The organism is Massilia sp. DWR3-1-1 (assembly GCF_049898325.1).
Lineage (GTDB): Bacteria > Pseudomonadota > Gammaproteobacteria > Burkholderiales > Burkholderiaceae_D > JAFCUW01.
This window is the reverse complement of sequence record NZ_JAFCXL010000001.1, coordinates 410,193-434,497: the sequence shown is the minus strand read 5'-3', so window position 1 is coordinate 434,497 and position 24,305 is coordinate 410,193. Positions and strand designations below refer to the sequence as shown.

Genomic DNA, 24,305 nt, shown 5'->3' with positions numbered 1-24,305 from the left:
CCACCAGCACCACCACCACCAACACAAGGAACCCCATGCGCTCACTGATCACCATCGCCTGCATCGCTGCCCTGTCCGGCTGCGCCGTCATCGTCACCGGCACGGACGACGTCCAGGTCCGCTCCGTCTTCAGCAGCAACGCGGTGGCGGGCAACGGCACGCTGGCGCATGATGTGCGCCAGGTGGGCACGGTGAGCGGCCTCGAGGTGAGCGGCCCGCTCGACGTGACGGTGCGGGTGGGGCCGGCCACCACGCTGGCGATCGACGCCGACAGCAACCTGCTGCCGCTCATTCGCAGCGAAGTCTCGGGCGGGGTGCTGCGCGTGTGGGTCGACGGCGATGTGCGCTCGTCGAACAACCTGCGCGTGACCTACACCACGCCTTCGCTCGTGCTGCTGCGCGCCAGCGGTTCCGGGCGCCTGACCGTCAATGATTTCAACGGCGAGGCGCTGGACTTTGCCAAGAGCGGCTCGGGCAGCACCACCCTGACCGGGCAGGTCGCCAGCCTGGACCTGCGGCACAGCGGCTCCGGCCAGGTCAACGCCCATGGCCTGCGCATGGGCACCGCCCGCGTCGAGCAGTCCGGCTCCGGTCGCACCGGCCTCGGTCCCCTGCGCGGCAGCGAACTGTCGCTGCGGGTGAGCGGCTCCGGCTCGGTGCAGGCCAGCGGCACCGTCACCGCCCTCAACGCCCGCACCAGCGGCTCGGGCAGCGCCGACCTGACCGGCGTGACGAGCGAGCAGGCCGACCTGATCACCAGTGGCTCGGGCAGCATCAGCGCCACCGTCAAGCGCAGCGTGCTGGCGCAGACCAGCGGCTCGGGCCATATCACCGTCTACGGCAACCCGGCCCAGCGCCAGGTATCGGGCAAAAACGTCACCGTGCTGAACTGAGTGTGTTGCAAAACAATGCTAATAACAAATCATTGATTGACTTGTAACTTTCTTCATTGGAATATTGAGGCCGGCCTGTCCGGCCCTTTTTTCGACTGGAGACATGCATGAACAAGTTGCTGGCGCTCGTGGTGGGTGCGCTTTTCTGTGTGGCGATGGCGCGGGCGCAGGAGGCTGCGGCGCCGGCCATGGACAAGGACGCGTTCCTGGCGTCGCTGCATTTTCAGGAAGGGACGATTGCCTTGCCCGGCAAAATTGCCACCTTGCAGTTACCGGCCAGTTTCCGCTACCTGCCGCCGGCCGATGCCTCGCGGCTGTTGGCAATGTGGGGCAATCCGCCCGACGCCAGCACGCTGGGGATGATTGTGCCGGCCGCGCCTGGTGTACTGAGCGAGGGCGGCTGGGCGGTGGTGGTGACTTACGACAAGGATGGCCACATCAAGGACGACGACGCCGACAGCATCAATTACGACAGCCTGCTCAAGGACATGCAGGCGTCGATCGACGACGGCAATGCCGAGCGCAAGAAGCAAGGCTACGCGGGCATGCGCCTGCAGGGGTGGGCCGAACGCCCCAGCTATGACAAGGCCAGCCACAAGATGTACTGGGCCAAGCAGATCCGTTTCGACGATTCGGCGCACGACACGCTCAATTACAATGTGCGCGTGCTGGGGCGTGAGGGCGTGCTGGTGCTCAACGCCGTCGCCGATGCGGGCCAGATCAGCCAGATCAAGCAAGACATGCGGACGGTGACGGGCTTTACGGAATTTACCGCCGGTAATCGTTACGCCGATTTCGACAGCAAGACCGACAAGGTCGCCGAGTACGGCCTGGCGGCGCTGGTGGCGGGCGGGGTGGCGGCCAAGCTGGGGATGTTCGGCAAGTTGTTCGCGCTGCTGCTGGCCTTCAAGAAAATCATTTTCGTCGCCGTGGCCGCGCTGGGCGCCTCCGTGTTCCAGCGCTTCAAGGGCAAAGCGGCCGCGCCGCCCCCCGTGTCGCTGGAAAAACCGGACCAGGACCGTTGATGGGCAAACTGCTGGTGCTGCTGCTCTCGGCCGGCAAACTGGGCAAGCTGCTCACCACGGGCGGCACCATGCTCATCTCGATGGCCGTGTATGCCTGGGTGTTCGGCTGGCCCTACGCGGTCGGCTTCGTGCTGCTGATCCTGGTGCACGAACTGGGGCATTATGTGGCGGCGCGCCAGCGCGGCCTGGACGTGGGCGCGCCCACCTTCATTCCTTTTGTCGGCGCCTGGATCGCCCTGAAGGACCAGCCGCACGATGTGGAAACGGAAGCGTACATCGGCTTTGCCGGACCGCTGGCGGGCACCGCCGCCGCGCTGGCCTGCTACTTCCTGGCGCGCGAGAACGGCAGCCGCCTGCTGCTGGCGCTGGCCTATTCGGGCTGCATGCTCAATTTGATCAACCTGATCCCCCTGTCGCCCCTCGATGGCGGGCGCATCACGGCCATCATTTCGCCCAAGGTGTGGCTGCTGGGCGTGCCCCTGCTGGCGGCGCTGTTTTTTTACCGCCCCAGCCCCATGCTGATCCTGATCGGCCTGCTCGCCTATCCCCAGCTGAAACTGGCCCTGCAGGGCAATCCCGACCTGCCGCCGGCGTATTACGCGACGGCGCGCGAGACGCGCATCAATTATGGCGTGATGTACCTGGGGCTGGTGGTGTTCCTGGCGCTGATGAGTTTTAGCATTCACGAAATGCTGGACGCGTAAACACAGCGGACCAGCGGCCCTTTGGGGCCCGCGCAGGGTCCGCAAAAGATGTCAATCAGGAAGCGATATGGCCCTATAATCACAACGTTTTGGCGCGCCGCCACGCGTGTGCCTGACCTCCACCGCGTGACCAAAGGACTATTCGTGAAGCTGACTCTGGGCCAGAAACTGATCCGTACCAAACCGACCATGGCCGCCCCGGCCGAGCACGGCGACGGCAGCACCGTCCGCCTCGGTCGCAGCATCGGCCTGTTTCCGCTGACCATGATCGGCGTGGGCGCCACCATCGGCACCGGCATCTTTTTTACCATGGTCGAGGCGGTGCCGAAAGCGGGCCCGTCGGTCATCTTGTCTTTCCTGCTGGCCGCGCTGACGGCCGGCCTGACCGCCCTGTGCTACGCCGAGCTGTCGTTTCGCATCCCGGCGGCGGGCTCCTCGTATTCCTTCGCCTACGCCACCGTGGGCGAATTTGCCGCCTTCATCATGGCCTTTTGCCTGCTGCTCGAATACGGCCTGGCCGCCAGCGCCACCGCGATCGGCTGGTCCGGGTATTTGAACAATTTTCTCGGCAACGCCTTCCACTGGCAGATTCCCGAAGCGCTGCGCTCACCCATGTTCGTCTCCGGCGCCAATGGGCTCGAAGTGCACGCAGGGCATGTCAATTTGCCGCCCATCCTGCTGGTGATCCTGTGCGGCTTTTTGCTGCTGCGCGGCACCCGCGAATCGGCCACCGCGAATGCCGTGATGGTGCTGATCAAATTGGCCATCTTGCTGTTTTTCGTCGTCATCGCCTTTTCCGGTTTTAATATCGACAATTTCCATCCCTTCTTTTTCGAAGCCTCGGCCAAGAGCCCCGGCGGCATGGCCGGCGTCACGGCGGCGGCGGCCACCGTGTTCTTCTCGTTCATCGGCCTCGACACGGTGGCCACCGCCGGCGAAGAAGTGCGCGACCCCACCCGCAACGTGCCGGTGGCGATCCTGGCGGCGCTGGGCATCGTCACCGTGTTTTACATGCTGGTGGCGGTGGCCGCCATGGGCGCCCAGCCGGCCCACATGTTTGAGGGGCAAGAGGCGGGCCTGGCGGTGATTCTGCAGAACGTCACCGGTAAAACCTGGCCCGCCATCGTGCTCTCGGGCGGCGCCGTCATTTCCGTCTTCAGCGTGACCCTGGTGACGATCTACGGCCAGACCCGCATCCTGTACGCCATCAGCCGCGACGGCCTGATTCCGCAAACGTTCCAGAAAGTCCATCCGCGCACCCTGGCGCCGGTGGGCAATACCGTCATCGTCTGCCTGATCGTGGGCATCGTCGCCGGCCTGGTCGACTCCACCTACTTGTGGGACATGGTCAGTATTGGCACCCTGACGGCCTTCATCGTCGTCTCGATCGCCGTGCCGGTGCTGCGCGCCAAGGAAGGCGCCAGCGCCACCCGGGGCTTCCGGGTGCCATTTGGCCCCTACCTGGTGCCGGGGCTGTCGATTGCCGCCTGCCTGTACCTGGTGTGGGGGCTGTCGATGATTACCTACGTCACCTTCGGCGTGTGGATGAGCGTTGCCGTGCTCACCTACCTGGTGTACGGCGTGCGCAATTCGAAGCTGAATGGCCTGGCAGTGCAGGCCGCTTGATGGGTTTCATGAACACATGGACCAACTGTAATCGATAAAGTGTGCCATCGCACAGAGCGGGAAGCAGTTGACGCCTAGCATCCATTGTTGATTTCATTTATCACTGGATCTTGCCATGCCACGCTTTTCACTGACCTGCGGCGCGCCCTCGCGCTGCCCCTCGATGCCGTCGCCGGCACGCTACTGAGATGCCCGACGGAAGCACCTGCGGCGCGCTGCAAGCGCTGCCTGCCCGGGCCCACCGGCAGGATCACGCCACCGCCAAGATCATTTATCAGGCGCAAACCCTGCGGCGGGCATTCGGCCGTCGCGCCGCCCACGCCTTCCTGATTGCCCGGCGCGTGCCCGCGGCGCTGGCCCTGCGCGTGCTGGGGGCATCGGATCAGCAACTGCGACGCTGAGGCCCTTCCAGCAGGGCGAAAAAAAACCGCGCCAGCAGCGCGGTTTTTTTATGGACGGAACGCTTATTCGGCGCCCATTTCCTTGAGCAGATTGTCGGCATGGTCGACATGCTTCATGTTCCACAGGATGTAACGGACGTCCACCTGGATGTCGCGGGTGTTGGCCTTGTTAAAGTCCCAGTCGGAAATGATGGAGTCGAGCGTGCCGTCGAAGGCCAGGCCGATGAATTCGCCCTTGGCGTTGAGCGCGGCAGAACCGGAATTGCCGCCGGTGATGTCGAGCGTGGCCAGGTAGTTCACGGGCACGGTCTTCAGTTTTGCATCGACGTAGTTACCGAAGTCCTTGGCCTTGATGGCCGCCAGTTGGGCCGCTGGGGCGTTGAACTCGCCTTCGCCGGTGGCCTTGGCCTGCACACCCTTGACGGTGGTGAAGGCGGTCCACGAACCGGTGCCGTCGGCGCCATGGTCGCGGCCGGCGATCTTGCCGAAGGTCACGCGCAAGGTGCCGTTGGCATCTGGATAGACGGCCTGGCCCTTGCTGTTCATGTAGGCGATTTTTGCCTTCATGTAGTTGGCGTAGGATTGCTGGATCTTGCCCGACAATTCTTCGTCATCGGCTTCGCGCTTCAAGGCGCCGTCATACATGGCGACAGCGGCCTTGATGAACGGGTCGTTGCTGGCCTGGAAATCGGCCGGCTTCTTGCTCAGCCATTCAGCGCGCACCTTGGCGTCGTTCAGCGTGGTCTTGGCGTACATGGCGTCGAGCAGGCCCGACAATTGCGCTTCGCTCATGCCATCCTTGATGCCGACGGCGGCGTCGAAGTTGGCATTGCGCGTGGCGGCTGGCTGGGCGGCATATTTCACCAGGCTGTTCATCACCAGCGCCTTGTCGACTTTCGGGTCGTAGGTGCGGTCCAGACCGGCAACGCCCGCCTTGAAGCGGCTCAGGTCGCGGTCCTGGAAGCCGGACTTGCGCTCGGCGTCCGGCTTGGCCATTTCATTGGCCAGGCGGTACAGCGAACGGGCCGAACCGAGCAGGCGTGGCGACGACGAGAACAGGTACCAGTCGCGCATGGTCTGGGCGTCGCGCTCGGCGATGAGCTTCTCGACATTGTCGATGTCGGCGGCGTACTCTTTCTGACGGGCAGGATTGGCATTGACCCAGGTTTTCAGGTCGGCATGCTCTTTCGTCTTGCGTGCCAGGAAATCGCTGCCTTCGTAGCTGGTCAGCATGCCCTTGCGGTTCTTGTAGTAATTGTTGACGCCGGCGATCTGGCCTGCGTATTTCAGCTTGGCGGCAGGATCGTTCTTGGTTTCACGCTCGATGATGGCCAGCGTTTCGCCCGAGGTCTTGATGAAGGCTGGATAGTTCTGGTCGAAGGTGTACGCCACTTCCGACGGCAGGCGGTGACGGTTGGTGCGGCCCGGGTAGCCGGCGACCATGATGAAATCGCCTTCCTTGACGCCCTGCTTGGCCAGTTTCAGGTAATGCACGGGGACGTAAGGGACGTTGTCCTTGGAGAAATCGGCTGCCTTGCCGTCGCGGCTGACGTAGGCGCGGTAGAAACCGTAATCGCCCGTGTGGCGCGGCCACATCCAGTTGTCGGTGTCGCCACCGAATTTGCCCACGCCGGCCGGTGGCGCATGCACCAGGCGCACGTCGCGAATTTCCAGTTGCTTGATCAGGTAAAACTCCAGGCCGCCGTAGTAGCTGGCCACGGTGCAGCGGTGTCCCGGATCTTTTTCGCAGGCGGCGACCAGGGCCTTTTCATTTTTTTCCATGGCATCGACGCGGACCTTGCCGGCCAGTTTGGCGACCTCGGGCGTGATCACCTTGGTGCTGACGTTGCTGACGTCCTTGGTGACGAAAATCCGGCTGCCAGGCGAGGCGGGCAATTCATCGGCCAGCGTCTTGGCCAGGAAACCGTTGGCCAGCAAATCGTTTTGCGTCGTCGAGTTCACGGCCACGCTGTTGTAGACGCAGTGGTGATTGGTCGCCACCAGGCCCTGGGGCGAGACGAAGGAGGCCGAGCAGCCGCCCAGGCTGACAATCGCGCCCATCGGGAATTCGGTCAGTTTGGTCAGGGTCGCGGGGTCGAGCTTGAGGCCGGCGGCCTTGAGTTGCTTGGCTACTTGTGGCAGCTGCTGCGGCATCCACATGCCTTCATCGGCGTAGGCGGTCGATGCGGTGCTCAGGATGGCGAGCGCCAGGAGGGTCTTTTTCATTCGCTTTTGTCTCAGAGGGGTCAATCGGAACATGGCGCCCGGCCGGGGTGGCCGGCGAGCGCACCGGTGAAGCATCTCAGAGTATCCGCAGCCGCTTCATTTTAGTCAATCGAAATTGTTTCCTTGAACATATGCATATGTCCTCACAATTGCGATCCCACCAGGCTGGCCAGCTTGCCCATCAGCTTGGCCGACAGGGGCCGCTTGTCCCAGGCGGCGTAGGTGACGACCTTGGCGCGCGCCCAGTCGGCGTCGAAGACCTGCGACTGCTGCTGGGCAAATTTGGCGTCGAGCACGTTCAGATTGGCTTCATCGTTGAGGCTGAATGAACGGTTGTCGAAATTGGTCGAGCCCACCGACACGAGCAGGTCGTCGACCACCAGTGCCTTGACGTGGAACATGGTCGGTTGGTATTCGGCGATCTGCACGCCGGCCGCCAGCAGGGGGCCCCATTGTTCGCGCGAGGCGGCGCGCACCACGCCGGAATCGATGATCTTTCCAGGCGTGATGATCTGCACTTTCACACCGCGCTGCTGGGCCGCCACCAGCGCCCTGACGGTCAGTGCATCGGGCACAAAATAGGCGTTCGACAGGCGGATCGTGTGGCGGGCGGCAGTGATCGCCATCAGGTACATCAGGTGCATGCTTTCGCTGCCGCCCGTGGGCGAACTGCTGAACATTTGCGCCGGCTCGGTGCCGGCGGCGGGCAGGGGCGGGAAATAGTTGACGCCGTCGAGCACGGCGCCCGTCGACTTGATCCAGTTGTCGGTGAACACCGCCTGGATCTGCGCCACCACCGGGCCCTCGACGCGGAAATGGCTGTCGCGCCAGTGGTCTTCGTCCTGGCCCTGGCCGCGCCATTTGTCGGCGATGCCGACGCCACCCGTGAAGCCCACCTTGCCATCGACCACCAGCAGCTTGCGGTGGGTGCGGTTGTTCAGGCGCGTGAGCTTCCACCAGACGGGCTTGTGATAGCGCTCAAGTTCGATGCCGGCCGCGCGCATCGCAATCATGGCGTCGTCGTCCATCTTGATGGAGCCGATAAAGTCGAGCATCACGTGGACCTTGACACCGGCCCGGGCGCGCTCGATCAGGGCATCGGCAAATTCCTTGCCGATCGTTTCCGACCAATAGATATAGGTCTCGAAGGTGATGGTTTTTTGCGCGCTGCGGATGGCGCCCAGCATCGACGGGAAGATCTGGTCGCCGTTCAGCAAGACCTCGACCTTGTTGCCATCCAACATGGCCGGTCCCAGCAGGACGTCCATGGAACGGCGGAACTGGGGATCGGCGACATCGTATTTGCGCACCAGTTGCTGTTCGACTTTTTTCTCGCCGGGAGCGAGATTGAGAAACAAGAAACCCGCGAACAGGGTAAGCGCGCTGGTAATTAAAACAGTGACCACAGGTTTGGTTCTCATGGAAATTCTCAAGGTGAAAAAAAACCAACGCCGTGGCGTTGGTTCAATAGAGCGACGCTGTTTAGCGGGTACGGCCGCGACGGAACAAGTTGACGATGGCCAACAGGATGACGGCGCCCAGGAACGATACCAGCAGCGAGGTGACGCTGAAGTCGTTGGAATTGATGGTGCCCGTGCCGAACAGGGGCGAGAGCAGCCAGCCGCCCAGGAAGGCGCCGATGATGCCGACGACGACGTTGAGGATCATGCCTTGTTCGGCATCGGTTTTCATGACGAGGCTCGCCAGCCAACCCAAGATACCGCCTACAACGATCCAGATGATGAATAACATGGTGTTTCTCCTAAAGTTGTGTGCCCGAGACCCTTTGTGCCGGCCTTGTGAAAAAGTCTATTCATGCCGACACCCCGGGTCGGTGCGGCAACGAACCTTCCGTCCACCTTTTTTGACCGCGCCGGCGCGCTTGCGTTCAACGCGGCGTGGTCTGGCCATGATTGACGGAACAATCTGCCCGGCTCGGTGCGTGATCTAACAGAGAAAAGTGCGTTCAAGCGGTAATGTTGGCCCACTGGCAACAAACTTCGCGTTTGTTAGCGCGGGACCTTTACCAAAAATCAACCCAGAAGGAAACGACATGAGTAACTACGAGACAAGCAACAACGATTCCCGCATGGTTACCGGCCTGTTCCGTGACCGCGACAGCGCCGAGCGCGCCTATAACTCGCTGGCCGACCGTGGCTATTCCAAGGACGACGTCACGCTGATGATGTCGGACGACACCCGCAAAACCCATTTCGCCGACACCGACACCGAGCTGGGCAGCAAAGCCGCTGAAGGCGCCGGGATCGGCGCCGGCATCGGTGGCACCATCGGCGCCGTACTGGCCGGTATCGCCGCCGTCGGCACCACCCTGGTGCTGCCCGGGATCGGCCTGGTGGTGGCCGGCCCCATCGCCGCTGCACTGGCTGGCGCGGGCGCCGGCGGCGTCGCAGGCGGCCTGGTGGGCGCCCTGATCGGCGCCGGCATCCCCGAAGAGCGCGTCGTGCACTACGAAGAAGGCATCAAGAACGGCGGCATCCTGATGGGCGTGACGCCCCGCTCGGACGACGACGCCGCCTACGTCGAGCGCAGCTGGAGCGACAGCGCCGGTGAACACATCATCGGCACCGGCATCGGCGCCGCTGGCGGCGCCGCCACCGGTGCGGCGATCGGCTCGGTGGCCGGTCCTGTCGGCACCCTCGCTGGCGCTGCCATCGGCGGCATCGCCGGCGGCCTGGCGGGCAAGGGCGCCGCCGAAGTGGTCAACCCGAAGTCCGGTGACGACCTCGACGAGCACCACCTGGCCAAAGGCGTGGGCGCTGGCGCTGGCGCGGCGACCGGTGCCGCCATTGGCGCCGTGGGCGGCCCCATCGGCATGGCCGCTGGCGCTGCCATTGGCGCCTTCGCGGGCGGCGCGGCGGGCCATGCGGCCGGCAGCGTGGTCAACCCGCAGGAAGAAGATGCATATTGGCTCGCGGCGCACACGAGCGCCCCGTATTATTCGTCGCAATACAGCTACGATGACTACGCGCCGGCCTACCAGCTGGGCTACAACAGCCGCGGCCGTTATGTAGGTCAGACCTTCGACAGCGTGGAAAACACCCTGTCGGACGACTGGAACCGCAGCAAGGGCGCCTCGCGCCTGGCCTGGTACGATGCCCGCTCGGCGGCCCGCGCCGCCTGGGACCGCGTCGACGCCAATGGCGCTCCCCGCTAAGTGGCTATCGTAGTAGAGGGGAGGAAGCGGATGGCGATGACTGGCAAGCGCGGGCTAGGCGCGAGGAGGCCGCATGGCTAGCCATGCAACGACGAGCAACGCCGCCCCCGCTTGCCAGGCGCGGCAGCAGCGACTCCAATCTACTGGGATAGGCACTAAGTAAATTCGGCCTGTAACAAGTCAAAAAGCCCCGCATCCCAAGAGGATGCGGGGCTTTTTGCATGGGGCGGCGCAAGCGGCCGCCGCTCACTGCTTACTGCTTGACGGCTTCGACTTCGATGGCCAGTTTGACTTCCGGGTTGAAACCCATCTTGACAGCGTAATCGATGCCGAAGTCGGCGCGGTTGAAGGTGGCCGACGCATCGGCGCCGCACACTTCACGCTTCAACATCGGGTGCATGATGCACTTGAATTTGTTGATGGTCAGGACCACCGGCTTGGTCACGCCATGCAGGGTCAGTTCGCCATTGACGGTGGCCGGGGCGTCGCCCTTGAAGGTGATCGATGTCGATTTGTAGGTCGCGGTAGGGAACTTGGCGACGTCGAACATGTCCGGGCCCTTGGCGTGGCCGTTCAGCTTTTCATTGCCGAAGTCGAGGGTGCTGGCATCGATGGTGATATCGAGCGAGCCGGTCTTGGCGGCGCGATCGAGCACGACGGTGCCGCTGGTCTTGGTGAACTTGCCGCGCAAGATAGAGATGCCCATGTGGTCCGCTTCAAAACTCGGATAGGTGTGGCCTGGCTCGATCATGTAGGTGTCCGGTGCGGCGACGGCAGCGCCGGCGATGCTGGCGGCGAGAGTGGCGATCAAAAATTTCATGTTCATGCTTTTTTCCCTTGATGGATGGTTGATTTACTGCGCCGCTGTCACGCGGAATTTGATGATGACTTCGTCGGCGACGGTGCTGGTGTCTTTCCATTCACCTTCGCCGATGTTGTAGGTCAGCCGCTTGATGGGCACGGCGCCTTCGAACACTTGTTTGCCCCCGTCGGCCTTGACGGTCAAGGGAAAGGCGACATCGGTGGTCTTGCCCTTGATGGTGAGCTTGCCGGCCACGGTCAGCTTGCCGGCACCGGCCGGCTTGATCGACGAGGACACGAACGTGGCCTTGGGGAACTGGGCGGCGTTGAACCATTCTTTCTTCGCCACTTCCTTGTTCATTTCCGCTTCGCCCAGGTCCAGGCTGGCCGTGTCGATCTCGACGCTGGCCTTGGCCAGTTCCGGCTTGGCGGCGTCGTAGTCGACGTTGGCAGTAAATTTCTTGAACTTCGCTTCCACCGGCACGTTCATTTGTTTGAACGTGGCCGACACGCTGCTCTTGGCGGTATCGGTTTTGAGGGGGGCGGCAGCGGCGATGAGGGCGACGGTCAACAGCGACAGCGGGGCGAGCGTGGACAATTTCATGCAGTCTCCTGGGGTGGCAACAAAATCGGGTCAACAGTGATGGTGGCAGCAGTGACGGCGGCAGCGCTTACGGCAGCATGCGCCGCATGACGCCATCGCGGTTGATGATAGCGTGTTTCAAGGCGGCCCCGACGTGCGCTGCCACCAGTGCGGCCATGCCCATGGTCAGCCAGTAATGGACGGCCTTGAGGACCGGTTTCAAGGCCGGGTCGGCGTCCATGAACACGGGCAGCGGCAGCACGCCGAAGTACACCACCGGCACGCCGGCCGCCAGGGTATACAAATAGCCGGACACGGGCACGGCGAACATCAGCATGTACAGCAGCAGGTGCAGGTGGTGGGCCGCCGCCTTTTCCCAGGTTTTCATGCTCACCGGATAGGCCGGGGCCGGATGCGCCAGGCGCCACAACAAGCGCAGCGCGGCCAGACCCAGCACGGTGACGCCGGCCCATTTGTGCCACGAATAGTATTTGAGCTTGGTCGGCGAAAAGCCGGGGATGTCGGTCATGATCACGCCCAGCGTGAATGCGCCGATGATCAGCACGGCGATCAGCCAGTGCAGCAGCATGGCGGTACGGGTATAGCGTTGCATGGGCGGGTCCTCGGGGTATTTAGTACGTGTTAGGACTAATAGTACCGCAAAACGGCCGGGCGTGTTCGAGTGTTAAATTTTCATCGTGTGGCAAGCATACCGCAGCGCCGCCGAAAAAAAAACGGGAGCGGCCTGGTGGGCGCTCCCGTGTTCGATGTTGCCTGCAAGCTTACACGGCCGCGGCCAGTTGCGCGGCGATGCCGATGTAGTTCGCCGGGGTCATCTGCAGCAGCAAATCCTTGGCTTGCTGCGGCACGGCCAGGGTGCCGATGAACTCGCGCAGGGCGTCTTTCGAGATGCCCTTGCCACGCGTGAGTTCTTTCAGCTGCTCATACGGGTTTTCCACGCCGTAGCGGCGCATCACCGTCTGCACGGGTTCGGCCAGCACTTCCCAGTTGGCGTCGAGATCGTGTTCGATGCGGGCGGCATTGACTTCGAGCTTGTTCAGGCCGCGCAGGCAGCTGTCGTAGGCCAGCAGGGCGTAACCGAAAGCGACGCCGATATTGCGCAGCACCGTCGAGTCGGTCAGGTCGCGCTGCATGCGCGAGACGGGCAATTTTTCCGCCATGTGCTTGAGCACCGCGTTGGCCATGCCCAGGTTGCCTTCGGAGTTCTCGAAGTCGATCGGGTTGACTTTATGGGGCATGGTGGACGAGCCGATTTCGCCCGCTTTCAGGCGCTGCTTGAAGTAGCCCAGCGACACGTAGGTCCAGATGTCGCGGTTCAGGTCCAGCAGGATGGTGTTGGCGCGGGCGATGGCGTCGAACAGCTCGGCCATGTAATCGTGCGGCTCGATCTGGATGGTGTAGGGATTGAAGGTCAGGCCCAGGCGCTGCTCGATGACGTTTTTCGAAAACGCCGGCCAGTCGAAGTCGGGGTAGGCCGACAGGTGGGCATTGTAATTGCCGACGGCGCCGTTCATTTTTGCCAGCATCTCGACGGCCTTGATGCGCGTGAGCGCGCGGTCGAGGCGGGCGACGACGTTGGCGAACTCCTTGCCCAGCGTGGTGGGGCTGGCGGTCTGGCCGTGGGTGCGCGAGAGCATCGGCAAGGCCGCGTTGGTGTGGGCGATCTCGCGCAGTTTGTCGATCACCGCCTGCAGGGCGGGCACGATGACGCCGTCGCGGGCCGCCTTGAGCATCATGCCGTGCGAGGTGTTGTTGATGTCTTCGGAGGTGCAGGCAAAGTGGATGAACTCGGTGGCGGCGACCAGTTCCGGCACGTCCTTGACCTGTTCCTTGAGCCAGTATTCAACGGCCTTGACGTCGTGGTTGGTGACCGCTTCGATGGCCTTGATGCGGGCCGCGTGCTGTTCCGTAAAGTCGGCCGCCATCTTGTCGAGCAGGGCGCTGGCCTCTGCCGAAAATGGCTTGATTTCGGCAAAACCGGCCTGCGACAGGGCTTGCAGCCACGCGATCTCGACCTTGACGCGGTGGTGCATGAAGCCCGCTTCGGACAGGATCGGGCGCAGCTTGTCGGTCTTGGCGGCGTAGCGGCCGTCGAGGGGGGACAGGGCGGAAAGGGTGAACTGGGGGGCGGTAGAGGTCATGGCGGCAGGCGTGAGCAAAACGCCGATTTTACCACCGGCGGCAGGGCAGGTCCCATGTTGCAGCTGGACATCAGTAGCCCGTTTGGCAGGCCAGCGGCGCGGACGCCGATGCTATACTGGCTATTACTCTTTTACTCATAAGTACGTATGAAACTCATCGGTTCCGTTGCAAGTCCGTACGTGCGCAAGGTGCGCGTTGTGTTGGCCGAAAAAAAGCTCGACTGCGCGTTTGAGCTGGAAAACGTGTGGGCCGCCGACACCACGATCGCCCAGTCGAACCCGCTTGGCAAGGTGCCGTGCCTGGTGATGGAAGATGGCAGCGCCCTGTACGATTCGCGCGTCATCGCCGAGTACCTCGACACCCTCACCCCCGTGTGCAAACTGCTGCCCCCGAACGGGCGCGACCGCGCTGACGTCAAGGTGTGGGAAGCGCTGGCCGACGGCGTGCTCGACGCCGCCGTGCTGGTGCGCCTGGAAACCACCCTGCGCCCCACCGAGCAGCAAAGCAGCGCCTGGATCGAGCGCCAGATGGGCAAGGTCCACGGGGGCCTGGCCGTGATGTCGACCAAGCTGGGCGAGTCGCCGTTTTGCGGCGGCAATCACTACACGCTGGCCGACGTCGCCGTCGGCTGCTGCCTGGGCTGGCTGGCGTTCCGCTTTCCGCAGATCGACTGGCGCGCCGATTACCCCAACCTGGCGCGCCTGTTCGACAAATTGTCCGAGCGCGCCTCCTTCAAAGACAGCGTGCCGCAGTGAGCGAACTGAACATCGGCAAGGCGCCGCCAGCGGCCACCACCGTCATCTTCGGCGAGGCGCTGGTCGACGATTTCGTCACCGAGCAACTGGTGGGGGGCGCGCCCTTCAATGTGGCGCGTCACCTGGCCGCCTTCATGGCGCCGCACTTGATGATCACGCGCATCGGCAGCGACCGCAACGGCGCGGTGGTGCGGGGCGAGTTCGAGCGCTTCGCCATGAGCGAGCAGGGCTTGCAGATCGATGCCATGGAAGAGACGGGGCGGGTGCTGGTGGAGCGGCGTGGCAACGGCCACCGTTTCGTCATCCTGCCGCGCCAGGCCTACGATTTCATCGATCCGCAGCTGGCGCTGGCGGCGATGGGGGCGGTGACGCCCTCGACGCTGTACTTCGGCACCCTGGCCCAGCGCGCGCAGCGTTCGCGCGAGGCCTTGCGCACGCTGTTGGCGGCGACCGGGGCCAGCCGTTTCCTCGATCTGAACCTGCGCGAAAACCAGGTCGACCGCGCCTGCGTGAGCGCCTCGCTCGACGCCGCCGACATCGTCAAGCTCAACGAGGAAGAGCTCGAATCGCTGTTCCAATGGTATTTTCAGATCGCGCCCGGCACCCCGCTGGCCAGCGAAGAAGTGCGCGCCGCCTGCCGCGCCCTGCTCGACAAATTTCAGCTCGAAGGGCTCATCCTCACCCTCGGCCACCGGGGGTCCGTGTATTTCGGCGCCGACGGCCAACTGATCGTCCACCGCGACAATCCGGCGCCCCCCTTCGTCATCGACACGGTCGGCGCTGGCGACGCCTTCGCGGCCATGTTTCTGCTGGGCCGCGCGCGTGGCTGGGCGCTGGAAACGACGCTGTCGCGCGCCAACGAATTTGCCGGCGCCATCTGCGCCGTCAGCGGCGGCGTGCCGCGCGATATCGGCTTCTATGACAAATGGGTGAGCAGGTGGAAAGCCGGCTGACGCCAACGTAAAAAAAGCCAGCATCGCTGGCTTTTGTTTTTCATGCAGTACCTTTACGCGTGCTCGCCCATCTGGCTTTGCAGGTAGTTCTGGATGCCCACCTTGGCGATCAGGTCGATCTGGGTTTCCAGCCACTCGATGTGCTCTTCGGTATCGTCCAGGATCAGCAGGAACAGTTCGCGCGAGACGTAATCGCCCACTTTTTCGCACTCAAAAACGCCTTCCTTGACCGTCACGTGGGCGGCCCGTTCCAGCGCCAGGTCGGCCGCCAGCATTTCTTCCGTGTTCTCGCCGATCAGCAGCTTGTGCAGCGCCTGCAGGTTGGGCAGACCGTCGAGCATCAGGATGCGGTCGATCAGCTTGTCGGCGTGCTTCATTTCGCCGATCGATTCTTCGTACTCTTTCTTGCCCAGCTTGTCGAACCCCCAGTGGCGGTACATGCGCGCGTGCAGGAAATACTGGTTCACGGCCGTCAGTTCATTGGTCAGCTGCGCGTTGAGCAGGCGGAGGATGGTCGGGTCGCCCTTCATGGGATGCTTTCTTTGGATGAGAATAGAGGCAATCATAGCAAACCCGCGGCGCGCAGGGACACAATTTGCTTACCAGGACGCCGCGGCGATGCCCAGCATGGAACAGACGGCCACGGTGCCGATGGCGGTGCCGACCAGGCGCTTTTTGCTCATCAAGGCCCACAGCAGCACACCGGTGATCGACAGCAGGATGATGGAGCCGGCCAGGGTGTCGACCAGCAAGATCCAGCCCACCCCCATGCCCGAGCCCTTGTGCAGATTGGATATGACGCCGAAGGCATTGGTGTCGGTGCGCTTGACGCTGACGAAGTTGTTGCCGACCCAGTATTCGGCCTGCACATTGCTCGATGGCGTGATGAACGCGGCGCTCCAGCGCGCCGGTTGCACGACGGCGGCGTCGCCCCAGGCCACCGGTTTGGCCTTGTCGGCCTTGACCCGGGTGGCGGGCGCGGCGATGGCTAGCGATTGTTTCAGCCACAGCGCCATGGCGTCGGCGTCGCGCGGGGCGGGCGTGGGCAGCGGCACCTGAATGGTCGATTCCTGGCTCTGGACGGCGGGAATTTTCAGCAGGGCACGGTGGTTGAGCAAGATGCCCGAGGTGCCGAACAGCAGCCCCAGCGCGGCGCCCCACAGGCCAATCCAGCCGTGGGTCTTGCGCAGCCACTTGATCAGGCTGGCCTTGCGGCCATGCTGGGCCTTGTCGCGCTGGGGCGCGGCAGGCGCGCGCGCGGTGTCACGCTGGAGGGGGGTAATCGTTGCGCTCAAGCTCAGGCAGCCTGGCGCGTGCGGAAATGCAGTTCGGTGATGGCAACGGTGGTCACGACCTCGACCGCTTGGCCCAGGTGCGCCTGCAGGACCTGCTCGGCGTAGCTGGCACATTGACCGCAGCAGGTGGCCACGCCAAGATCGCGGCGCAGCTCGTCCATCGAAGTGATACCCAGCTCGATGGCCTGGCGGATTTCACGGTCGGAGATGTTATTGCAAACACAAACGATCATTCTGTAGCCTTTCGGGAAAAGTGGCCAGAGCGGCCCTTGCCGGCACCTTGTCTGATTACTAAAATGAGAATCATTATCATTTCGATGTAGATTCTCACCCATTTTTTCAGCCATTGCAAGCAGATTGTGCGTCTTGTGCACGGCGCAGACTGGCGCGCGGGGCGCCGGGCTTGCGATTTGTCGCGTCCGCCCCACCATGTCATGCCGGGGAAAGGAACGCAAATGGAAATTATTCGCATTTAGGTTTATGATGCTAGTATGTCGTGGCAACGCGGCACTGCGTACATTCTTTATATTTAGTTGGTTTCACCCACAAAGCCCACCATGACCCTCGTCTCGCAGTTGACCACGCTCGATACCCTCCCGGCAGGCCAGGGCGGCACCGTCATTCACCTCGCGCCCAGTGCGCAGGGTGGCGCCGACGTGGCGCGCCGGCTGATGGAACTCGGTTTCGTGCCCGGCGAGCGCATTCGCATGCTGCGCCGCGGCGTGCAGGGCGGGCCGCTGGCCATCAAGGTGGGTGAATCAACGTTCGCACTGCGCCGCTTCGAAGCGGCGCTGGTGTCGATCAAACCGGAACAACAGGCGGAATAAGCGGCTATGGGAGCAGTAGAACGGCGGGTCCAGGTCGACCCGCGCACGCCGCTGATCGCCCTGCTGGGCAATCCGAATTGTGGCAAGACGGCGCTGTTTAACCGCCTCACGGGCGCGCGCCAGAAAGTGGCCAACTACGCCGGTGTCACCATCGAGCGCAAGGAAGGCAGTTTTACCTCCTTGTCCGGGCGCGCCTACCGCGTGCTCGACCTGCCGGGCGCCTACAGCCTGTCGGCCCACACCCCCGATGAAGCGATCACGCGCGACGTGGTGGCCGGTCTGCGCGCCGGCGAGCAGGCGCCCGACGCCATCGTCTGCGTCGTCAACGCCACCACCTTGCGCCTGAACCTGCGCCTGGTGCTGGAAGTGCAGCGCCTGGGCCTGCCGATGGTGCTGGCGCTGAACATGGTCGATGTCGCCCACAAGCGGGGCATCAAGATCGATGCCGACCAGCTCGCGCTCGAACTGGGCATGCCGGTGGTGGAAACGGTGGCGGTGCAAAGCGGCGGCGAAAAGTCGCTGCTGCGCGCGCTCGACCTGATGCCCGCGGCCCAGGGCGGCGTCAAGCCCCTGTCGGCCATCGACGCCGTCTCGGTCGAAGACACCCAGCGCGAAGTGCGCCGCATTCTTGACGTCTGCGTCAGCCACGCCAACGACACGGGCAACCTGACGGAAAAAATCGACCAGGTCGTGCTCCATCCGGTGCTGGGCCCCATCCTGCTGGCGGCCCTGATGTTCCTGGTGTTCCAGGCCGTGTTCAGCTGGGCGGCGCCGCCGATGGAGGCGATCAAGGGCGGCGTCGACCAGCTCGGCCAGCTGCTCGCCACTCACATGGGCGAGGGCATGCTGCGCAGCCTGCTGGTGGAGGGCATCCTGGGCGGCGTCGGCAGCGTGCTGGTGTTCCTGCCGCAGATCCTGATCCTGTTCTTCTTTATCCTGGCGCTGGAAGACTGCGGCTACCTGCCGCGCGCGGCCTTCCTGCTCGACCGCCTGATGGGCGGCGTCGGCCTGTCGGGGCGCGCCTTCATTCCGCTGCTGTCGAGCTTTGCCTGCGCCATCCCCGGCATCATGGCCGCCCGCACCATCCAGAATCCGCGCGACCGCCTCGTCACCATCATGATCGCGCCCCTGATGACGTGCTCGGCGCGCCTGCCCGTGTACGCGCTGATCATCGCCGCCTTCATTCCCGCGCGCGAGGTCTGGGGCGGCTTCAGTTTGCAAGGGCTGGTGCTGTTCGCCCTGTACTTTGCCGGCATCGCCAGCGCCATGGCGGTGGCGTATTTCTTCAAGCGCAGCATGGGATCGTCGCACGAGCAGCCGCTCATGCTCGAGCTGCCCAGCTACCACTGGCCGCACCCGCAAAACCTGGCGCTGGGCCTGTGGGAGCGCGCCCGCATTTTTCTCTCGCGCGTGGGTACCATCATCCTCACCCTGATGGTGCTGGTGTGGTTCCTGTCGAGCTTTCCCGGCGCGCCGGACGGCGCCACCCAGCCGCCCATCTATTACAGCATCGCCGGCATGATCGGCCGTGGCATGGCCGTCATTTTCGAGCCGATCGGCTTTGGCTGGCAGATCTGCATCGCGCTGGTGCCCGGCATGGCCGCGCGCGAAGTGGCCGTCGGCGCCCTCGGCACCGTCTACGCCCTGTCGCAAAGCGGCGAAGCGCTGGCCAGTTCGCTCACCCCCATCATCGCCCAGTCGTGGACCCTGGCCACCGCCCTGTCTCTGCTGGCGTGGTATGTGTTCGCCCCGCAGTGCCTGTCGACCCTGTCGGTGGTGCGGCGTGAAACGGGCGGCATGCGCTGGCCCCTGATCATGGCGGCCTATATGTTCGCGCTGGCCTACATCGCCTCCTTCATCACCTACCGGGTGGCGCTGGCACTGTCATGATGCAAACCCTGATCGTCGCCCTGATCGTCGTCGCCGCCGCCCTCCACGTGGCGCGCAAATACCTGCCGGCCGGCTGGCGCGAAAAACTCGTGTATGCGCTGCGCGGGCGTGGCACCAGGCCGTCCCGGCTGGCCAACTGGGTCGACACCGCCTCCGGCTGCGGCAGCGGCTGTGACACCTGCAAGTCGTGCGCAACGCCGGCCGCCGGCGCCCCCACCGAACACGTCATCAAGATCGTGCGCCGCTGATCAAGGGCGGCCCGCCGCCAGCGCCGCCTCCAGCTCCTGGTCGCGCCCGGCCGCCTGCAGGGCGTAGCTGCGCCGCACCGGCAGGTCCGGGGTGACGCTGGCGTCAGGCGTGTCGGCGCGGTAGCTCGACGCCAGCAAGGGAATGTCGACCGCCACGCCCGAATGGGGCAGGTTCACCCATGCCAGCTGGCCCCCATTGAGGCCCCGTTGATTGCCGCCGGTGTTCTGGCCGACCAGTTTCGCCGCGCCCGTCTGCTGCGCCAGCTGGGCCAGCGCGAACGTCGCCGAGCTGTTTTCCGGCCCCACCAGCAACCAGGTCGCTCCCGTGAAGCGCGCGGCACGGGGCGTGATGGTGTGCGCCCGGTTGGCGTTCGGGCGAAACCGCCAGCGCCCGGCCTGCGGGCCATCGACGATTCGGTCGACTTGTCCCGTGCGGTCGAAAAAGCCGAAGTCCCAGGTGTCGAGGTAGCGCGCCAGCTGGTAAGGCACCCGCTCGACCATCGTCACCGACTGGTCCGACACGTACGTGACGGGCGTGTTGACCAGGTAGGACAGCAGTTCGAGGCCGATGGCGCCGTCGCCGCCCTCGTTGGCGCGGATGTCGATCACCAGGCGGGCGACGTGCTGCGCGCGCAGTGTGCCAAAACTGTCGGCGAAGAAGGCGCGCCAGTCGAATGTGTCGCGGTACAGGGCGAAGGTGGGCAAGGTCATCACGGCCACATCGCCGTCGATGCGCAGGCGCCAGGCCTGCGACGGCGGCGCCACCCCCTGCGCCTGCAGTGACTGCGCGCGCGCCGCCAGCGTGGTGGCGTCGGCGGTCACGCTGCGCACGGCGCCGTCGCCACCGCGCACCGTCAGCTGGTAGCGCCCCTCCCGTGGCGGCGCCAGCAGCGGCCAGACGGTGTCCATCATGCTCAGGTCGCCGCGGTCATGGTCCAGCTGGCGCAGGCGCTTGCCGTCGCTGGCGCCGTCGGCGCGCAGGTAGGGCAGCATGGCCGCCACCACCGCGGCGCTGGCGTGGCCGTCGATCGTCACCACTTCCTCGCCGGCGGCGATGGCGGGCGTGGCGCTGGCCAGCACGCGCCAGCGGCCCTCCACCAGCGTCATGGTCAGCGGCAGCTTGTCGGCTGTCTCCAGCAGTCGCTGCTTGATGGCGCCCTGCTGGTTGAGCACATTGGTCCAGGTGTGGCCGCAGCGGATCGAGGCGGCCAGTTCGGTCGCCGCCAGGTACATGGCGCTGCTGGTGCGGGCCTGGCCGGCGCGCTGGCGGAACTGTGCGAAGGCGGCGTCGACCTGGGCGTCGCTGCGGTACTTGTCGAGCGCCGGATGGAGCGTGCGCAGGGCGCTGACGAGGATGTCGGCGTCGCGCCTGGCCTGCTCGGCCGTCAAGCTGTCGGCGGCGGCCGGGAGGGACAGGAGCAGCGCGAGGGCGCCGGCAGTGGCGTGGAAAAAGCGGACGGGCATGGGCGGCTCTCAGGTGGTGGAATGGTGCCCCACTGTAGTGCCGGGGCCCGCGCCCGGCGTCGCAAAACCGTCGTGCGCCTCTGAAATACGGGATTTGCGACGCGTCCGACCTTCAGACGGGGGGCGCCAGGCCCTGCCGGTACGCGCTGGGCGTTTGTCCCGTGTACAGTTTGAAGGCGCGAATAAAACTCGCCTTTGAGTTGAACCCTTCCGCCAGCGCGATCTCGAGCAGGGGGCGGCGCTCGTCGTCCCCTTGCAGGGCGGCGAGCACGGCGTCGGTACGCAGGCGGTTGATCAGCTCATTGAAATTGACGCCCAGGCCGTCGTTGATGGCGCGCGACAGGGTACTGGTATTGGTCCCCAGCTGGCGCGCCAGGCTGGCCATGCTCAGGGTGGGATCGCGCCACCACTGGCGCGCCAGCGCTGGCCCAGCGCGGCAAGGTCTGGCACGGCCGGGGCGGCGGGCGCTGGCGCTGGCGCCATGGCCGGCGCGGGGATGGGAAACGGCACCACGCCGTGGCGGTAGCCGTCGGTGCCGAGATAGCCCACCACGATGGCCAGCCACATATAGAAAGGGAAGCGCTGGAAGTAATTCAGGCCCGAGCAGGCCAGTTCGGCGCCGGTCAGCAAAAACCAGAACAGGATGGTCAGGCCGGTGGCGACGAGCAGCTTGCGCGGCCATTCGCCATGGCCGCCGCCCTGGCGGTGGCGGCGCAGCGCCAGCAGCCAGTACAGCGCCAGCGACGCCAGCAGCGCCAGCGTCTCGAGCGGGTCCAGGTAGGGCCGGTGCACGCTGGCGTCCCAGTCGTTCTTGAATGCCAGCGGCTGGCCAAACAGCACGCTGTAGTACAGCACTTGCAGCAGCGCGGGCGCCAGGTGCAGGGCCCAGCGGGCCGGCAGGCGGGTGCCGCCGGCGTGCAGGCAGGCCAGGTACAGGTAGAGCAGGGGGCCGATCGCCAGCGTCGCCTTGTAGGGCGCGAACGACAGCCAGGGGTAGGCGTCGTAGTAACCGGCGTAACCGATGATGTAGGGCGCGCCGTACAGTGCCAGCACGCCGACCAGGCCGGCCAGCAGGCGGTTGGCGGGCCGGTTGACGGGAATGCAGCACAGCATGGCCGCGCACATGACGCTATACAGCGCGCCACACAGCAGCACAATGCTCATCGGACCGAAGCGTATCATCGGGGACCACGAAAAACGGAAAACCCGATTTTACCCTTGCCCGACGAGGTCAGCGGGGCAGCGCCCCCACCACCGGCAGGTCGATCACGCTGTGCATCCCCGCCGCATGGTAGATGCGCTGGGTGGCCTTCTGGTAATCGCCCGGCTTCGCATGGAAAATGTTCGGCACGAAGCGCTGCGGATTGCGGTCGTACAGGGGGAACCAGCTGGACTGGACCTGCACCATCACCCGGTGGCCGGGCAGGAACACGTGGTCGGCGTTGGGCAGGGCGAAGCGGTACGGTTCGACCTTGTTGGCGCTGATCGGCAGCGCCTTGTCCAGGCCCTGGCGATAGCGGCCGCGGAAGATGTCCATGGCGATGCCCAGCTGGTAGCCGCCCAACTCCGGCTGGGTCGACACTTCGTCCGGGTAGACGTCGATCAGCTTGACGACCCAGTCGGCGTCGGTGCCGCTGGTGGCGGCGAACAGCGTCACCTGCGGCTGGCCGGCGATGTGCAGCGGCGCGCTCAAGGGTGCGCTGACCCAGCTGACGACGTCGGGGCGGTCGGAGAACGCGCGCTGGTCGCTCACCAGCCACGGCTTCCAGACGTTGGCGTCGCCCATTCGCACGGGGCGCTGCACGAACGGCACCGGCTTGGCCGGATCGGACACATATTCGTCGAAGGCGGCGGCGCCGGCGGCGGGCGGCTCAAACCCCAGTTGGCCGCCCGCTTTCAGGTACAGGGGCGTGCTGGCGGCGGCCAGCGGCCAGCGCGCCAGGCGCCGCCACTGGTTGCTGCCGGTTTCGTACGACCACACGGGCGGGGTCGCCGCCACCGGTGCGCCATCCTTCAGGTACTGGTCGAAAAACGGCTGCATGACGTCGCGGCGAAATTGCGCGGCGGTGTCGCCGGAAAACTTCAGGGCGCCCAGGCTGCTGCCATCGTAATTGACGCCGCTGTGGCGCCACGGCCCCACCACCAGGTGGTTCATGGTGTTGGTGGTGTCGCGCTTTTCCATCGCCGCGTAACTGGCGTAGGCGCCGTAGATGTCTTCCTGGTCCCAGCGGCCCACGATCGTCATGGTCGGCACCGTCAACGGCCGCTCGGCCAGGATGCGGTCGAGCGCCTGGTGCTGCCAGAAGCTGTCGTAGGCGGGATGCTCGAAGAGTTTACGCACGAAGCTGAGCTGGTCGACCCCGGACTGGCGCGCGTAGTCGCCGACCGAGCCGGCCCGCAGTTGCGCCTCGTAGTCATCGTAGATGCCGGAGGCCAGGCGCGCCCCTTCACCGCGCGCGCCGGTCTGGCCGCTGGCGTAGTCGAGGTTATTGGTGCGGAAGGCGCCGTTATGAAACCAGTCGTCGCCGCGCCAGCCGTCGACCATGGGGCTCATCGGCGCGGCCGCCTTCAGTGCCGGGTGCGGGTCGGCCAGCGCCATCAGCACCGTGAACCCCTCGTAGGACGAGCCGACCATGCCGACCTTGCCGTTCGACCGGGGCAGGTTCTTGACCAGCCAGTCGATGGTGTCGAAGGCGTCGGTGGCGTGGTCGATGGCGGTCTCGTTGAGGGGGCCGCGCAGGGGCCGCGTCATCACGTAGTCGCCCTCCGAGCCGTGCTTGCCGCGTACGTCCTGGAACACGCGGATGTAGCCGGCGGCGACGAAATTGTCATCGCCCTCGGGCAGCACCGAGGCCATGCGGGGGCTGACGTTGCGGGCGGCGCGGCGGGCCGCGTTGTACGGGGTGCGGGTGAGCATGATGGGCGCGCGGGCGCTGGTCTGCGCGCTGTTGGGCGTGACGATCACGGTGTAGAGCTTGACGCCGTCGCGCATGGGAATCATGACGACCTGGCGCGTGTAGTCAGCGCCGGGCAGGGTCGCTTCGAATTTGGCGGCGCCGATGTCGGGCGCCATGGCGGCAAGCTGGGCGCGCGCGGGCGCCTGCAGCGCCATCGACAACAGCGACAATGCGGACAGGCAGAGCAGGGAACGACGGGGGCTGATTCGGCGCGACATTGAAACTCCGTTTCTGAAGGGGGGCGGGGCGGCTTCATCTTACCGCAAGAGGGGGCGTCTGCCGAGGCACAGGCGGGGCGTAAAATGTTAAGCTGGCCACC

At 64.9% G+C, this 24,305-nt stretch carries 25 protein-coding genes; 11 read left to right on the top strand and 14 right to left on the bottom strand.

Features of this window, described 5'->3' with window-relative positions:
- Positions 1 to 35 precede the first annotated feature (35 nt).
- The 5 genes from ACP7EY_RS02045 (at position 36) to ACP7EY_RS02025 (ending at position 4,649) form a co-directional block, all read left to right on the top strand.
- On the top strand, positions 36 to 893 hold the full coding sequence (locus tag ACP7EY_RS02045; protein WP_426189931.1) for a head GIN domain-containing protein: 858 nt from the start codon (positions 36 to 38) through the stop codon (positions 891 to 893).
- Positions 894 to 1,000: 107 nt separating this feature from the next.
- The gene (locus ACP7EY_RS02040; RefSeq protein WP_426189929.1) at positions 1,001 to 1,918 is read left to right on the top strand and encodes a DUF2167 domain-containing protein; all 918 of its coding nucleotides are present in this window, start codon (positions 1,001 to 1,003) and stop codon (positions 1,916 to 1,918) included.
- On the top strand, positions 1,918 to 2,622 hold the full coding sequence (locus ACP7EY_RS02035; RefSeq protein ID WP_426189927.1) for a site-2 protease family protein: 705 nt from the start codon (positions 1,918 to 1,920) through the stop codon (positions 2,620 to 2,622). Before ACP7EY_RS02040 ends, ACP7EY_RS02035 begins: the two co-directional genes overlap by 1 nt.
- A gap of 144 nt (positions 2,623 to 2,766) precedes the next feature.
- Positions 2,767 to 4,248 (top strand): amino acid permease, encoded by a 1,482-nt coding sequence (locus ACP7EY_RS02030; protein ID WP_426189925.1) that lies wholly within the window; start codon positions 2,767 to 2,769, stop codon positions 4,246 to 4,248.
- A 188-nt stretch (positions 4,249 to 4,436) separates the two neighbouring features.
- Positions 4,437 to 4,649, top strand: coding sequence for a hypothetical protein (locus ACP7EY_RS02025; RefSeq protein WP_426189923.1), 213 nt, complete (start codon positions 4,437 to 4,439; stop codon positions 4,647 to 4,649).
- 63 nt (positions 4,650 to 4,712) lie between these two features.
- Here the strand turns inward: ACP7EY_RS02025 and ACP7EY_RS02020 are convergent, their stop codons facing one another.
- The 3 genes from ACP7EY_RS02020 to ACP7EY_RS02010 all read right to left on the bottom strand — a co-directional run bounded on the left by ACP7EY_RS02020 (position 4,713) and on the right by ACP7EY_RS02010 (position 8,627).
- Positions 4,713 to 6,875: a S46 family peptidase gene (locus ACP7EY_RS02020; protein WP_426189921.1), complete on the bottom strand. Its 2,163-nt coding sequence runs from the start codon at positions 6,873 to 6,875 to the stop codon at positions 4,713 to 4,715.
- 143 nt (positions 6,876 to 7,018) lie between these two features.
- Positions 7,019 to 8,296 carry a phospholipase D-like domain-containing protein gene (locus tag ACP7EY_RS02015; protein WP_426189919.1) on the bottom strand — a complete coding sequence of 426 codons (1,278 nt, stop codon included), beginning with the start codon at positions 8,294 to 8,296 and terminating at the stop codon, positions 7,019 to 7,021.
- Between the two features lie 61 nt (positions 8,297 to 8,357).
- A complete protein-coding gene (locus tag ACP7EY_RS02010) occupies positions 8,358 to 8,627 on the bottom strand; it encodes a GlsB/YeaQ/YmgE family stress response membrane protein (protein WP_426116615.1) in 270 nt (89 codons plus the stop codon).
- 301 nt (positions 8,628 to 8,928) lie between these two features.
- Between ACP7EY_RS02010 and ACP7EY_RS02005 the strand changes: the two genes are divergently transcribed.
- The gene (locus ACP7EY_RS02005; protein WP_426189917.1) at positions 8,929 to 10,050 is read left to right on the top strand and encodes a hypothetical protein; all 1,122 of its coding nucleotides are present in this window, start codon (positions 8,929 to 8,931) and stop codon (positions 10,048 to 10,050) included.
- A gap of 253 nt (positions 10,051 to 10,303) precedes the next feature.
- On the opposite strand, the gene ACP7EY_RS02000 is transcribed toward ACP7EY_RS02005, so the two are convergent.
- From ACP7EY_RS02000 to purB, 4 genes are all read right to left on the bottom strand, one after another.
- Entirely contained in the window at positions 10,304 to 10,876 is a 573-nt protein-coding gene (locus ACP7EY_RS02000) for a YceI family protein (protein ID WP_426189915.1), read from the bottom strand.
- 27 nt (positions 10,877 to 10,903) lie between these two features.
- The gene (locus tag ACP7EY_RS01995; protein ID WP_426189913.1) at positions 10,904 to 11,455 is read right to left on the bottom strand and encodes a YceI family protein; all 552 of its coding nucleotides are present in this window, start codon (positions 11,453 to 11,455) and stop codon (positions 10,904 to 10,906) included.
- A gap of 67 nt (positions 11,456 to 11,522) precedes the next feature.
- Positions 11,523 to 12,047: a cytochrome b gene (locus ACP7EY_RS01990; protein WP_426189911.1), complete on the bottom strand. Its 525-nt coding sequence runs from the start codon at positions 12,045 to 12,047 to the stop codon at positions 11,523 to 11,525.
- A 169-nt stretch (positions 12,048 to 12,216) separates the two neighbouring features.
- Positions 12,217 to 13,596, bottom strand: coding sequence for an adenylosuccinate lyase (gene purB, locus ACP7EY_RS01985; protein WP_426189909.1), 1,380 nt, complete (start codon positions 13,594 to 13,596; stop codon positions 12,217 to 12,219).
- A gap of 147 nt (positions 13,597 to 13,743) precedes the next feature.
- On the opposite strand from purB, the gene ACP7EY_RS01980 reads away from it, so the two are divergent.
- Entirely contained in the window at positions 13,744 to 14,352 is a 609-nt protein-coding gene (locus tag ACP7EY_RS01980) for a glutathione S-transferase C-terminal domain-containing protein (protein ID WP_426189907.1), read from the top strand.
- A complete protein-coding gene (locus ACP7EY_RS01975) occupies positions 14,349 to 15,305 on the top strand; it encodes a PfkB family carbohydrate kinase (RefSeq protein WP_426189905.1) in 957 nt (318 codons plus the stop codon). The genes ACP7EY_RS01980 and ACP7EY_RS01975 overlap by 4 nt, the downstream gene beginning before the upstream one ends.
- A 53-nt stretch (positions 15,306 to 15,358) precedes the next feature.
- Here ACP7EY_RS01975 and bfr read toward each other — a convergent pair whose 3' ends face one another.
- The 3 genes from bfr to ACP7EY_RS01960 all read right to left on the bottom strand — a co-directional run bounded on the left by bfr (position 15,359) and on the right by ACP7EY_RS01960 (position 16,833).
- Positions 15,359 to 15,835 (bottom strand): bacterioferritin, encoded by a 477-nt coding sequence (gene bfr / locus ACP7EY_RS01970; protein WP_426189904.1) that lies wholly within the window; start codon positions 15,833 to 15,835, stop codon positions 15,359 to 15,361.
- 69 nt (positions 15,836 to 15,904) lie between these two features.
- On the bottom strand, positions 15,905 to 16,600 hold the full coding sequence (locus ACP7EY_RS01965; protein ID WP_426189902.1) for a PepSY-associated TM helix domain-containing protein: 696 nt from the start codon (positions 16,598 to 16,600) through the stop codon (positions 15,905 to 15,907).
- Positions 16,601 to 16,602: 2 nt separating this feature from the next.
- Positions 16,603 to 16,833 carry a (2Fe-2S)-binding protein gene (locus ACP7EY_RS01960; protein WP_426189900.1) on the bottom strand — a complete coding sequence of 77 codons (231 nt, stop codon included), beginning with the start codon at positions 16,831 to 16,833 and terminating at the stop codon, positions 16,603 to 16,605.
- A gap of 324 nt (positions 16,834 to 17,157) precedes the next feature.
- On the opposite strand from ACP7EY_RS01960, the gene ACP7EY_RS01955 reads away from it, so the two are divergent.
- From ACP7EY_RS01955 to ACP7EY_RS01945, 3 genes are read left to right on the top strand one after another with little or no spacing between them, the layout of a single operon-like run.
- Positions 17,158 to 17,427: a FeoA family protein gene (locus tag ACP7EY_RS01955; protein ID WP_426189898.1), complete on the top strand. Its 270-nt coding sequence runs from the start codon at positions 17,158 to 17,160 to the stop codon at positions 17,425 to 17,427.
- Positions 17,428 to 17,433: 6 nt separating this feature from the next.
- Positions 17,434 to 19,317 (top strand): ferrous iron transporter B, encoded by a 1,884-nt coding sequence (gene feoB / locus ACP7EY_RS01950; protein ID WP_426189896.1) that lies wholly within the window; start codon positions 17,434 to 17,436, stop codon positions 19,315 to 19,317.
- Positions 19,314 to 19,565: a DUF6587 family protein gene (locus ACP7EY_RS01945; RefSeq protein ID WP_426189894.1), complete on the top strand. Its 252-nt coding sequence runs from the start codon at positions 19,314 to 19,316 to the stop codon at positions 19,563 to 19,565. Before feoB ends, ACP7EY_RS01945 begins: the two co-directional genes overlap by 4 nt.
- On the opposite strand, the gene ACP7EY_RS01940 is transcribed toward ACP7EY_RS01945, so the two are convergent.
- The 4 genes from ACP7EY_RS01940 to ACP7EY_RS01925 form a co-directional block, all read right to left on the bottom strand.
- On the bottom strand, positions 19,566 to 21,029 hold the full coding sequence (locus ACP7EY_RS01940; protein WP_426189892.1) for a S41 family peptidase: 1,464 nt from the start codon (positions 21,027 to 21,029) through the stop codon (positions 19,566 to 19,568).
- A 112-nt stretch (positions 21,030 to 21,141) separates the two neighbouring features.
- Positions 21,142 to 21,414, bottom strand: a complete 273-nt coding sequence (locus ACP7EY_RS01935) for a helix-turn-helix domain-containing protein (RefSeq protein ID WP_426189890.1) — start codon at positions 21,412 to 21,414, stop codon at positions 21,142 to 21,144.
- A 2-nt stretch (positions 21,415 to 21,416) separates the two neighbouring features.
- Positions 21,417 to 22,193, bottom strand: coding sequence for a hypothetical protein (locus ACP7EY_RS01930; protein ID WP_426189888.1), 777 nt, complete (start codon positions 22,191 to 22,193; stop codon positions 21,417 to 21,419).
- 67 nt (positions 22,194 to 22,260) lie between these two features.
- Positions 22,261 to 24,204 (bottom strand): CocE/NonD family hydrolase, encoded by a 1,944-nt coding sequence (locus tag ACP7EY_RS01925; protein ID WP_426189887.1) that lies wholly within the window; start codon positions 24,202 to 24,204, stop codon positions 22,261 to 22,263.
- Positions 24,205 to 24,305: the final 101 nt, after the last annotated feature.